The sequence below is a fragment of the Bifidobacterium sp. genome (genome assembly GCF_051876855.1).
Taxonomy (GTDB): domain Bacteria; phylum Actinomycetota; class Actinomycetes; order Actinomycetales; family Bifidobacteriaceae; genus Bifidobacterium.
Genome location: NZ_JBJEIH010000082.1, coordinates 19,428 through 32,219, shown reverse-complemented (window position 1 = coordinate 32,219; position 12,792 = coordinate 19,428). Strand labels below are relative to the sequence as shown.

General features: G+C 60.1%; 8 protein-coding genes and 1 pseudogene. 1 reads left to right on the top strand and 8 read right to left on the bottom strand.

Annotation, left to right across the window (positions count from 1 at the left end; genetic code table 11):
• From gltD to lepA, 5 genes and pseudogenes are all read right to left on the bottom strand, one after another.
• Nucleotides 1–277: pseudogene (gltD, locus tag ACI38B_RS05475) on the bottom strand (glutamate synthase); the annotation flags it as partial.
• Nucleotide 278: 1 nt separating this feature from the next.
• On the bottom strand, nucleotides 279–4,850 hold the full coding sequence (gene gltB, locus ACI38B_RS05470) for a glutamate synthase large subunit (RefSeq protein ID WP_439729863.1): 4,572 nt from the start codon (nucleotides 4,848–4,850) through the stop codon (nucleotides 279–281).
• A gap of 175 nt (nucleotides 4,851–5,025) precedes the next feature.
• A complete protein-coding gene (locus tag ACI38B_RS05465; protein WP_439729862.1) occupies nucleotides 5,026–5,637 on the bottom strand; it encodes a sugar O-acetyltransferase in 612 nt (203 codons plus the stop codon).
• A gap of 112 nt (nucleotides 5,638–5,749) precedes the next feature.
• Complete coding sequence (hemW, locus tag ACI38B_RS05460) at nucleotides 5,750–7,123, bottom strand: radical SAM family heme chaperone HemW (protein ID WP_439729861.1); 1,374 nt, start codon at nucleotides 7,121–7,123, stop codon at nucleotides 5,750–5,752.
• A gap of 32 nt (nucleotides 7,124–7,155) precedes the next feature.
• Nucleotides 7,156–9,036: a translation elongation factor 4 gene (gene lepA, locus ACI38B_RS05455; RefSeq protein WP_439729860.1), complete on the bottom strand. Its 1,881-nt coding sequence runs from the start codon at nucleotides 9,034–9,036 to the stop codon at nucleotides 7,156–7,158.
• A gap of 232 nt (nucleotides 9,037–9,268) precedes the next feature.
• Between lepA and rpsT the strand changes: the two genes are divergently transcribed.
• Nucleotides 9,269–9,529 (top strand): 30S ribosomal protein S20, encoded by a 261-nt coding sequence (rpsT, locus tag ACI38B_RS05450; RefSeq protein ID WP_015450517.1) that lies wholly within the window; start codon nucleotides 9,269–9,271, stop codon nucleotides 9,527–9,529.
• Between the two features lie 234 nt (nucleotides 9,530–9,763).
• Here the strand turns inward: rpsT and ACI38B_RS05445 are convergent, their stop codons facing one another.
• The 3 genes from ACI38B_RS05445 to ACI38B_RS05435 form a co-directional block, all read right to left on the bottom strand.
• Nucleotides 9,764–10,501: a trimeric intracellular cation channel family protein gene (locus ACI38B_RS05445; protein ID WP_439729859.1), complete on the bottom strand. Its 738-nt coding sequence runs from the start codon at nucleotides 10,499–10,501 to the stop codon at nucleotides 9,764–9,766.
• Nucleotides 10,502–10,670: 169 nt separating this feature from the next.
• Nucleotides 10,671–11,798: a branched-chain amino acid aminotransferase gene (locus ACI38B_RS05440; protein ID WP_015450515.1), complete on the bottom strand. Its 1,128-nt coding sequence runs from the start codon at nucleotides 11,796–11,798 to the stop codon at nucleotides 10,671–10,673.
• Between the two features lie 223 nt (nucleotides 11,799–12,021).
• On the bottom strand, nucleotides 12,022–12,666 hold the full coding sequence (locus tag ACI38B_RS05435) for a 50S ribosomal protein L25/general stress protein Ctc (RefSeq protein WP_439729858.1): 645 nt from the start codon (nucleotides 12,664–12,666) through the stop codon (nucleotides 12,022–12,024).
• Nucleotides 12,667–12,792 lie beyond the last annotated feature (126 nt).

Genomic DNA, 12,792 nt, shown 5'->3' with positions numbered 1-12,792 from the left:
CGGGGAAGTTGTTGGTCATAGACAACCGGTTGTAGGCGTCCTCCCACTTCTCCTGACGAACCAGATCGTTGAACTCCGGGATGAGGTTGCCCAGCGGGCATCCACTCATGCAGAACGGCGTGCCGCAATCCATGCACCGTGCGGCCTGCTGTGTAGTCCAAGGCTGCAAACCGCTTTCCGCATGAACGTCAAGCCAATCCTTGATGCGTTCCTCGACCGGGCGCTCAGCAAGCTCGCGACGGGTGCGGACCTTCAGGAATCCTCTTGGATCTCCCATGTCAGTGTGCTCCTTCCATGACCTGCTCGTACACGTGCTCCCACGCGCCGGGGGCGTTGAAGTCGACGTGGTTCTTTTCGGCTTGTTCCATCGCCTTGGTCATGGCGACGTAGTGCTTGGGCGTCACATGTGTGATGCGTGTGCGGGTGTGTTCCCAGTCGTCCAGCAGGCTCTGGGCGAATGCGGAGCCGGTTTCCTCGGCATGCCGCTTGACCAGACTGTGGACGAGCTCCTCGTCGGCGCCTTCCAACGGCTCAAACAGCAATGCGCCGTTCTTGCGCGCATCCGGGTTGATCTGCTCCATGTCAAGATCGAGCACGTATGCGTTACCGCCGGAGAAGCCGGCGCCGAAGTTGCGGCCCGTGGAACCGAGCACCACGACGACACCGCCGGTCATATACTCGCAGCCATGGTCTCCGACACCTTCGACCACGAAGGTGGCACCGCCGTTACGTACGGCGAATCGTTCGCCTGCACGTCCGGCGACGAACATCTCGCCTGAGGTGGCGCCGAAACCGGTCACGTTTCCGGCAATTACGTTGGTGTGCGGATCGAAGGTGATGTCTTGCTCCGGACGGATGATCATGCGACCGCCAGACAGGCCCTTGCCCGCATAATCGTTGACTTCACCGTAGACGCGGATAGTCTCACCGCGCGGGATGAACGCGCCGATGGATTGGCCGCCCGAACCGTGGAAGGTCATGTCGATTGTGTCGTCGGGCAGACCCTCTGCACCGTAACGGCGGGTGATCTCGTAGCCGACCATGGTGCCGAGCGTACGGTTCACGTTGCGGATGGGCATGTCGATGCGAACCGGTTCCTTGTGTTCAAGGGCAGGTTGCGCAAGCTCGATGAGCTTGTTGTCCAGCGCCTTTTCCAATTCGTGGTTCTGCTCGATGGTCTGATGCAGGATCGTCCCGGGAACAGGGCCGGGCTGCATGAGCACATTGCTCAGATCGATGCCGTCGGACTTCCAGCGCGCGACAGCTTCGTTCTGGTCCAGGCACTCGACATGGCCGACGGCCTCCTCAAGCGTCCGGAAACCAAGCTGTGCCAGGATTTCGCGGACCTCCTGGGCGATGTACATGAAGAAGTTGATCACGTATTCAGGCTTGCCACGGAACCGTGCACGCAATTCCGGATCCTGGGTTGCGATGCCTTGCGGGCAGGTGTTCTTCTGGCATGCTCGCATCATCACGCAGCCTTCCGTGATGAGGGCGGCCGTCGCGAAGCCGAATTCCTCGGCGCCAAGCAGAGCTGCGATCACCACGTCACGGCCGGTCTTGAGCTCGCCGTCGCACTGGACGACGATGCGGGAGCGCAAACCGTTGAGTACCAGCGTTTGCTGGGTTTCGGCCAGACCGATCTCCCACGGCGTACCAGCGTGCTTGATGGCGTTGAGCGGAGCTGCGCCCGTGCCGCCGTCGCTGCCGGAGATGAGCACCACATCGGCATGGCACTTGGCCACACCAGCGGCAATGGTGCCGACACCGAATTCGGAGACGAGCTTGACATGGATACGCGCCTTCGGATTTGCCATCTTCGCATCGTTGATCAGCTGCTTCAGATCCTCGATGGAGTAGATGTCGTGATGTGGCGGCGGAGAGATCAGCTCGACACCTGGTGTCGCATGACGGACCTTCGCAATCCACGGCGGCACCTTGGCGCCCGGCAGATGGCCACCCTCGCCCGGCTTGGCGCCTTGCGCGAGCTTGATCTGCAGATCAGTGGCGTGCACCAGATAATCGCTGGTCACACCGAAGCGTGCGGAAGCGATCTGCTTGATGCGGCTGTACCGCAGTGGATCGTTGATACGGTCATCGGATTCGCCGCCCTCACCTGAGTTCGACCTTGCCCCGATGGTGTTCATCGCGATGGCAAGCGTCTCATGTGCCTCCTGCGAGATGGAGCCGTAGCTCATTGCGCCTGTGGAGAAGCGTTTGACGATTTCGCTTGCGGGTTCGACCTCGGAGATGTCAATCGGTTTGCGGGTCTGCTTGAACTTCATGAGCCCACGCAGTGTCATGAGACGGTTCGAAGTGTCGTTGATATGCGCGGAGTACTTCTTGAACAGGTTGTAATCACCGCGCTGGGTGGACTGCTGAAGTAGGAAGATCGCTTCGGGGTCGTTGAGGTGGTCCTCACCGGTGCGACGCCACTTGTAATCGCCGCCGGTGCGCAGATTGCGGTGGGGACGGCTCGTCCACTGGTTCGGGTACGCCACACGGTGCCTGATGGCCACTTCTTCGGCGATTTCGTCAAGTCCCGCTCCCCCGACACGCGATGTAGTGCCGGTGAAGTATTCGTCGATGACTTCCTTGTTCAGGCCTACGGCTTCGAACAGTTGCGCGCCTCGGTAGCTCATGATCGTTGAGACGCCCATCTTGCTCATGATCTTGAGCACGCCGGTAGACAGCGCATGCATAAGGTTCTTGACGGCCGTCTGGGCATCGACCTTGAGATAGCCGTTGCGCGCCAGCTCCTCGACCGATTCGAAGGCGAGGTACGGGTTCACGCATGCGGCGCCGTATGCGATAAGTAGCGCGACATGGTGGATTTCACGGACATCGCCGGCTTCCACGGCAAGCGAGACCTGGGTGCGGGTATGCTTGCGCAGCAGGTGGTGTTGCACGGCGCTTGTCAGCAGAAGTGACGGGATAGGACCCCACGTGTGGTCGGATTCGCGGTCGGACAGCACGATGAAGTTCTTGCCCTGTTCGATGGCGTCATCGACTTCTTGGAAGATTTCGTCGAGACGCTCCTTCAGAGCCTTGCCGCCGCCTGCGACCTGATACAGGCCACGGACGACAAAGGGCTTGTAGAACCCGCCGAGGATCTTGGCTTTGTCAAGGCGCTTGAGCTGGGCCATCTGGTCCGAATCGATGACCGGTAGCGGGATGAGGATCTTCTTGGCATGCAGCTCAGTGTCCTGCAGAAGATTCGCTTCAGGACCGATTGCCGATTCGAGGCTGGTGACGATACGCTCGCGCTCCCAGTCCAGAGGCGGGTTGGTCACCTGGGCGAATTTCTGGGTGAAGTAGTCGAACAGCATGCGGCTGCGCTTGGACAAGAAAGCCGGCGGTGTGTCCGAACCCATGGATCCGAGCGGTTCCTTGCCGGTGTTTGCCATCGGAGCGAGCAGCAGCTTCAAATCCTCTTCGGTATACCCGAAGGCACGCTGACGACGCTGGACGGACTGGCCGAAGTGACTGACGTGCTCGCGCACCGGCAGCTGGCTCATCTCGACGGAGTTGCCTTCGATCCACTTGCGGTACGGATGCTGCGAGGCGAGCTCATGTTTGATTTCGTCATCAGGGATTATGCGACCGGCCTTGGTGTCGACGAGGAACATCTTTCCAGGCTCGAGACGGCCCTTGGCAACGATATGGTCCTGGCTGATCTCCGGGAGCACACCGGCCTCGGAGGCGAGAACCAGATAGCCGTCGTCAGTGACCTGCCAGCGGCCGGGACGGAACCCGTTGCGGTCGAGCTGGGCGCCGACCAGCGTACCGTCCGTGAAGACGATATCCGCCGGGCCATCCCAAGGTTCGATCAGCGTGTTGTTGTACTCATAGAACGCCTTGACGTCAGGATCGAGCGTGTCGTCGTTCTCCCAAGCCGGCGGGAGCATCATGAGCAGGGCGTGCGGGAGGCTGCGCCCGGCGAGATGCAGCAGTTCCAGGCACTCGTCGAAGGTGCCTGAATCCGAGTATCCGGGGGTGGCGATCGGCAGCAGCGGCTTGAATTCTCCGAGCAGCTCTGAGCTCAGTCTGCCTTCGCGGGCGGACAGCCAGTTGCGGTTGCCCTGGATGGTGTTGATTTCGCCGTTGTGTGCAATGAGACGGAACGGCTGGGCCAACGGCCAGCTCGGGAAGGTGTTCGTCGAGAAGCGCGAATGCACAATCGCGATGGTCGTCTTCATGCGCTCGTCAAGCAGATCCGGGAAGAACCCTGTCAGCTGCATGGTGGTGAGCATGCCCTTGTAGGTGATGGTGCGTGCCGACAGTGAAGCGAAATAAATGCCGACTTCATGCTCGACGCGTTTGCGGATGCGGAAGGTCTTGCGATCGAGATCGATTCCCCCAAGCTTGCCTTCCGGGTCGGCCACGACCATGGTCTTGAAGGAAGGCATCGAGGCGAGGGCCTGCAACCCAAGACCGTCCGGGTTGGTCGGAACGATTCGCCATGCGAGGACTTCGAGGCCTTCTTCGTTGACAATCTTGGCGATGGCTTGCTCCTGCTGACCCGAGGTCGCGATGTCACGGTCGAGGAATGCGATGCCGGCGGCATAATGCCCGGCTTCGGGCAATTCCACGCCGACGGTCGCACGCATGAACTCATCCGGCATCGCCATGAGGATACCAGCGCCGTCACCGGTGTTCTCCTCGGCGCCGACGGCTCCACGGTGATTGAGGTTGACTAGCACCTCAATGGCGTCGTCGACGATCTTGCGCTCGGGTTGTTTGTTCAACGTGGTGACCATGCCGACACCGCAGGCATCATGCTCTTGGGAAGGATCATACATGCCTTCCGGGCGATGAACCGTCAAATCTAGCGGGGCTTTGAACGTCACCGAAATCACCTCTCTTAAGGCAGGCCAATGCCTGCGGCCCAATACAGTGCTCTCATAGGGTACAGCCGGGACGGCCCGAAGGAGGCCCGATGTCCATATAACGAGTACTGGAAATTGTCAAGACCGGTTCGCGCACCGGCACGATATATTGTCAAATGACAAGCGACCTGATGGATCAGAAATCGGTCACGTCGAACTTGCGGTGTTTGAAGTAATAGTCGCGATCTTCGGGGGTGATCTGCCTGATGACGCGGCAGGGGTTGCCGGCAGCGATCATATTCGACGGGATGTCCTTGGTCACGACGCTGCCCGCGCCGATCACCACGTTGTCCCCGATGGTCACGCCCGGCAACACAACGGTGTTTCCGCCAAGCCAGACATTGTTTCCGATGGTCACGGGGATGCCGTATTCGTACCCGGAATTCCGGCTTTCGGGGTGCACCGGGTGGCCTGCCGTGTAGATCGAGACATTCGGGGCGATGAAGGCGTGTGATCCGATGGTCACCTTGCCCACATCGAGGATGGTGAGATTGAAATTGGCGTAGAAATCGTCGCCGACCGTGATATTGCTGCCATAATCGCAGTGGAACGGCGGCTCCAGCCACGGCCGCTCCCCGACGCCGCCGAACAGCTCTCCCAACAGCTTCGGGATGCCCGCCGGCTGCTCGTCCGGTTCCATGGTGTTGAGTTCGAACAGTTTGCGCTTGCATGCCTGATGTTCCTCAGGCAACCCGTCAAGCCACGCTTTGTACGGCAAACCGGCGAGCATTCGTTGCTTCTGGTCCATATCGTCTCCATTCCACTGGCGGCACTCGCCGCCGCATCTGTAAGTATTGCCATACTAACAGCGCGACACGCCGGGGCGTCGGCAGGTCATGACCGGCTTACAGGCGGAAAAATCACGGCAGATAGTCGAACAGACGTTCGATGATGATGTCGTTGAGCAATCGCCCACGCAAGGTGGGAACGGCACGCACCGTTGCGGCACGGTGGTCCTGCGTCTGTGAGCGTTGCAGGGTGATCAGGCCCTCATCGCGCAGCCCATCCCAGACATCATCCGCAATCAACCCGTTGAAGCGTGAAATGTCAAGCCCTTCCTTGAGCCTCAATCCCAGCATCAGCGTTTCCTCGAGGTTCTCGCGCGGGGAAATCCCCTCTGCCCCCTGCCATGGAACGAAACCGGCGCCCACACAACGCGCCCACGCCTTGGGGTGCGCGATATCCCATGAACGCAGACCCACGATGCCGCTGTGTGCAGCACAAGCATCGTCGGAAGACGACCATGCGGCGCCCAGCAGCCTTTCTGCCGTTACCTGGCCGGGTGCCGGGTTCGATTCAACGTCCTCCGGTACAACGGTGCTGCGGAATCCGCCATGGGTGCTGTCGCTGTCAGACGGTCCGAAACAATCGCCTCCGCCTGCGCCAGCCATATGCAACGAATAGTGGGAATGCGCGCCGGGACCGATCCCCGCCCAATCCACGTTATGCCAGTACCCGAGATTATGTCTGGATTCATATCCCGGACGTGCCCAGTTGCTGATCTCATACCATTGCAAACCCGCCGCTGACAGCCGTTCCTGAGCCATCTCGTATTTGGCGGCCTCATCGTCGTCATCGGGGCGACGAAGCCGTCCTGAAGCGATGAGACGTCCCATTTTCGTGCGTGGCGCGATGGTCAACGCGTATGCGGAGACATGATTGACGCCGAGCGATATCGCCGTGTCAAGCGATGTCTTCCAATCGGCAAGGCTCTCCCCCGGCGCTCCGTAAATCAGGTCGACGCTGGAGCGCATGCCGTTATCGTCCGCGGCACGCACTCCAGCCTCCACATTCGCCGGGGTGTGACGGCGGTCCAAAGTGCGCAGCACATGCTCGACCGCGGATTGCATGCCGAAGGAGATGCGGTTGAACCCGCCTTGTGCAAGCTCGGCTACGTAGTCGGCGTCGACGGTGTCCGGGTTCGCCTCAGTAGTGATTTCGGCATCGGCAGCCAGCCCCCAGATGCGTTGTACGGCGTGAAGCATGGACACCAGATCGCGTGCCGGCAGCACGGTGGGGGTCCCGCCTCCGAAGAAGACCGAACCCGCGGCGGGCTCATCGATGCCGTGGGCTCGCTGCCACGCGGCGACATGCTCCATTTCCTGGATCGCCATCCGCGCGTACCCGTCCCGTGAAGCTCCACCGCCCAGATCCTGCGCGGTGTACGTGTTGAAATCGCAATACCCGCACCGTCTCAAACAAAACGGGACATGGATATACACCTCGAACGTCATTGGGATACCTTCCGTCCCCGGCGAATCTCCACTCAGCTGTCCGCCTTCTGAGCCGCGCGGATCTTGTCCTTCGTGTCCCGGTCCGTTCCGGCTTCGCCCGTCGAAAGCGCCGCGATGAACGCCTCCTGCGGCACTTCGACATGGCCGAGCATCTTCATGCGCTTCTTGCCGGCCTTCTGCTTCTCAAGCAACTTGCGCTTGCGTGTGATATCGCCGCCATAGCATTTGGCAAGCACATCCTTGCGCAGGGCTCGGATATTCTCGCGTGCGATGATTCTGGATCCAATCGCCGCCTGAATCGGGATTTCGAACTGCTGCCGAGGTATCAGCTCGCGCAGTTTCTTGGTCATCATTACCCCATAGGAATACGCCTTGTCGCGGTGCACGATGGCGCTGAATGCATCCACCTTTTCACCCTGAATCAGGATATCGACCTTCACCAGATCGGCGGCCTGCTCGCCATCCTCATGGTAATCGAGCGAAGCGTACCCTTTGGTCCGGCTCTTGAGCTGGTCGAAGAAATCGAACACAATCTCCGCGAGCGGAATACGATAATGCATTTCAACCCGCTCAGGGCTCAGATATTCCATATCACCCATCTCACCGCGATGCTCTTGGCACAGGTCCATCACCGAACCGATGAACTCCTTCGGCGTGATGATATCCGCGGCGACCATCGGCTCGACGATTTTCTTGATCTTGCCTTCGGGGAATTCGCTCGGATTGGTGACATGGTGTACGGTGCCGTCCTCCGCCGTGACCTCGTACGGCACGCTCGGCGCGGTGGAGATGAGATCGAGCCCGAATTCACGTTCCAGGCGCTCGCAGACGATTTCCATATGCAGCAGGCCGAGGAACCCGCAACGGAAGCCGAATCCAAGCGCGACCGAGGTCTCGGGCTCGTAAACGAGCGCGGCGTCGTTGAGTTTCAGTTTGTCGAGTGCGTCACGCAATTCCGGGAACTGCGCGTTGTCGATCGGGAACAGGCCTGCGTACACCATCGGCTTCGGGTCACGGTAGCCCGGCAACGGTTCGCTCGCCGGCTTGATGGCGGACGTGATCGTGTCTCCGACCTTCGACTGGCTGACGTCCTTTGCTCCGGTGATGACGTATCCGACCTCGCCTGCACCCAGCGCCTTGGTGGGCATCATATCCGGGCTGATAACACCGATTTCGATGGGGTCGTGCGTCATGCCGATGCCCATCATGTGAAGTTTCTCGCGCGATTTCAGCTCACCGTCCACCATACGGATGTATGTGACGATACCGCGGTAGGAGTCGTAGACGGAATCGAAGATGAGCGCGCGGGCAGGCGCCTTGGGGTCACCATGCGGCGCCGGCACGTCCATGACGATAGTGTCAAGCAGGTCGGCGACTCCCTCACCGGTCTTGCCGGACACCCTGAGCACATCCTGGGGTTTGCACCCGATGAGGCCCGCGATCTCCTCAGCGTGTTTGTCAGGTTCTGCACTGGGCAAGTCGATTTTGTTGAGCACGGGGATGATGGTCAAGTCGTGATCGATCGCCATATAGAGATTGGACAAGGTCTGCGCTTCGATGCCCTGCGTGGCGTCCACCAGCAGAACCGCGCCCTCGCAGGCCGCCAGAGCGCGCGAAACCTCATAGGTGAAATCCACGTGTCCGGGCGTGTCGATCATGCCGAGTGTGTATTCCGTGCCGTCAACGGTCCACGGCACGCGGACGGCCTGCGACTTGATGGTGATGCCGCGCTCCTGCTCGATATCCATGCGATCAAGGAAACGGTCGTGCATTTCACGTTGCGGGACGATGCCGGACAGTTGAAGGATACGGTCGGCGACGGTGGATTTGCCGTGGTCGATGTGCGCGATGATGCAGAAGTTGCGGATCAGCGACTGATCGGTATAGCCGGGTTTGTTTTTCGGTTCAATCACTGAGCGTTCTCCTTTTCCCGTACGTTTTGCGCCGGATGTTGGTCGATTGGTGGGCGGTTGCCGCCCGTCTCCGTATGTCGGGGGACATTCCAATTGTTCTAGTCTACCGGCTCCACACGGCAAAAGATTTCGCCGCGTCGCGCCGTCGCGCGTCATTGTCGGCGCGTTATCCCGGTCCCGTGGTATCATAAACGCCTGTATGTCCTTATAGCAACCGTCGTTTGGAGTTACATTGGCAAACATCAAGTCGCAGAAGAAGCGCGTCCTGACTAACGAAAAGGCGCACAAGCGCAACGTGTCGGTGAAGTCCGGCCTGAAGACCGTCGTCCGTCGCACCCGTGAAGCCATCGCCGCTGGCGACAAGGCTCAGGCTGAAGAAGCGTACAAGCTCGCAGCTCAGAAGCTCGACAAGGCTGCCGGCGCAGGCGTAATTCACAAGAACCAGGCCGCGAACCGCAAGTCCGGCCTCGCTCGCGCCATCAATGCACTGTGACCTTCGCGCGCTTGCATCATGTAAGCGCTGATGAGGTTTCCGAAACACGGATTCCTAACTGAGGGGTGTCCCGCATCGATCGCGGGGCACCCCTCAACTTTTCTTTATCACGCCGCAACGTTCAGCCGATGACCCAAACGTCTGGGAGCAAGTCACGGCAATGGCATGGGTTGGAAAGATTGGGCAGAAATGTTCGTTGACGTGCGGCTCGTGTTCACCGGATTGAGTCCAAAGTCACGGTTGCTGCCCGTCATCCGCGTGATGATGATAGGGATGACGCATTGCTTCGGGTAGGGCGACCGGGTGTTCCCTGGGTACGGCACCCGGCAGCTTGATATCAAACTTCACTGACAAGACACGCATGAGCACGACCAGCACCACAATGGCCACATCGAACGCAATCTCACCGCGGTAGGTGATGATCGCATGCATTTCAAGACGATATGACAGCACCGTCAACAGACATCCGACCAACGAGGGGAAGGCATACCAGTGGCGGTCGCGAACGACCATCGGCACTTCGTTGAGCAGCGTGTCACGAATCAATCCGCCAGCCAAAGCAGTGAACATGCCGAGGAATACCGCTGTCATCCCGCTTGTGCCGTACATCAGAGCCTTTTGCGTACCGTTGACGGCGAAGAGCCCCAAGGCCAAGGCGTCAAGGACAAGCATCGGCCACTTGAGCCGATCCACCTCCGGATGTATGACGGCGACAATCAGCCCTGCGGCAAGCGTGGTGAGCACCATGCCCTTATCCGAGATGCCGACCGGAGGAAGCGCTCCCAGCACAACATCGCGCACCAGTCCCCCGCCCAACGCCGTCAACCATGTCGTCAGCACAATGGCGAACAGATCGTAATGTTTGCGCACCGCGGCCAGCCCGCCCAGCAGCCCACAACAGAACACAGCGACATACTCGATGCCGAGGAAGAAGCCGTTGCTTTCAAGCGTGACGGTGACGGTCATGGTCATGCCTCCTGGTTGCTCGGTGTGGTCGCAGCGGTGGGACACTGGGCGATTCGCGGGTGCTAACACGCACAGGTTTCTTTCTATATACCGCAACAGGGCGACTCCCCCGAAGGAGAATCGCCCTGTCACAAGACTGCCGAATCGGTATGGGTTTCGGCTAATACGCTCGGTCTCAGCAGACCTTCCACATCCAGTTGTGCGGATCTTCGATCTCGCCAAGCTGAATGCCCAGCAGCTGGTTGCGCAGCTTCATGGTCAGCTCGCCGGAACCGCCGTCGGCGACGGTCACGTCGATGTCGTTGGACTTGAAGCGCCCGATTGGCGTGATGATCGCCGCGGTACCGCATGCGAATACCTCGGTGACTTCGCCGGACTTGATGTCCTCGACCAGCTGATCGAACTTGATCATGCCCTCGACCACATCGTGGCCGTCATCCTGCGCGAGCTGGATAATCGAACGACGGGTCACTCCCGGCAGAATGTTGCCGGTGAGCGACGGGGTCTCCAGATGTCCGTCCTTGTGCACGATGAACATGTTCATGCCACCGAGCTCCTCAAGGTAGGTCTTGGTCGCGGCATCCACGAAGCACACCTGCTCGCAGCCGTTCTTGATACCCGTGTATTCGCCGAGCAGCGAAGCGGCGTAGTTGCCGCCGCACTTGGCGAAACCGGTGCCGCCGGGGCCAACGCGGAACCACTTGTCTTCGATCCAGATGCTGACCGGCTTCACACCGCCCGGGAAGTACGGGCCGGACGGGGAGGCAATCACGCAATAATCGACTTCCTTCGGGGCACGCACGCCGAGGAACGGCTCGGAAGCGAACATGAACGGACGCATGTACAGGGTGTACTCGCGGCGAGTAGGCACCCAGTTGGCGTCACGCCGGACCAGCGCGGCAACGGAGCCGAGGAAATCGTCAATCGGCAGCTCAGGCAGGTACAGACGCTTGGCGGAGTTCTGGAAACGCTCGGCGTTCGCATCCGGACGGAACAGCCAAATCGAGCCGTCGGCGTGATGATACGCCTTGAGGCCTTCGAAGCATTCCTGGGCGTAATGCAGCACAGAAGCGCCCGGATCCATCTTGAGCGGGCCGTACGGTTCGATACGGCGATCGGACCAGCCTTCGCCGTCGGTCCACGTCATGTGAGCCATGTTGTCAGAGAAAATCTGACCGAAAGCCGGCTTGTCGATCAGCTCCTGGCGCTTGGCGTCCGAAGCCGGGTGATCGTTCGGCAGGACGGTGAATTCGTCGGCGAGCTTGTTGAGTTGCGCGGGATCATGATGTGATTGTTCAGTCATAATAACTTCTTCTTGAATCAACCGTTATCACGGTATTGCGTATGTTGCGCTGGTACTTGTGGCACCGGCTCTGAGATTACTCTCGCACAGGTCTGGGACGAATGTGTGAAGAGGTTCACATTATGAAAGAGCCGGAAAATGCGGAACCCCGCCACGAAGGCGGGGTCCTTGGACGGTACCGTCGCGGGCCAGGCATATGAACCGAAAGCCCCGACGGGTTCAATCACTTGTTGTCTGCTGCGGCGTCAGCTGCAGGGGCTGCGGCGTCAGCGGCAGGAGCGGCCGCGGTGGTGTCGGCGGTCTCGGCGGTGGACTCGGTGGCGTCCTCAGGCACCTCGACAGTGACCACGGACTCTTCCAGATCGTCGATGTCGAGCTCGGCGCCCTCCGGCAGCTTGACGTCCTTGGCGAAGACCTTGGTGCCGTCGGTCATGCCGTCAACGTTGATGACGATACGCTCAGGCAGGTTGGACACATCGGCGCGAACCTTGAGCTCCTGGATGTCGACGAATGCGACGGCAGCGCCCTTCGGGGTGCCTTCGACGAAGACCGGGACCTCGACGTCGATCTTCTCGCCGGCCTTGACCTCGTAGAAATCGACATGCTCGACGATGCGCTTGACGGGGTTGCGCTGCACGTCCTTGACGACTGCGATCTTGGAGTCGCCGCCGTAGTTGATGGTGAACAGTGCGTTGGTGTGGCGCAGCGCCAGGGTGGTCTCCTTCATCGGGAGGGTGACGAACACCGGCTGGTTGCCACCGGCATAGATGGTGGCCGGGATCTTGTTGGCCACACGCAGACGGCGGGCGACGCCCTTGCCGAACTGGTCGCGGACTTCACCTTCGAGGGTAATGGTGTTGGTTGCCATATGGCTCTCCTTCATAGTGATCTGGTTCCGGAGCCTGGATTGTTCCCGGTCCGGTGTTGTTTCGGCGCGCCGACGCGCCGATTCCCGGACACCGAAAGATGCCGTGCCATCAGCCGAGTCGATAAC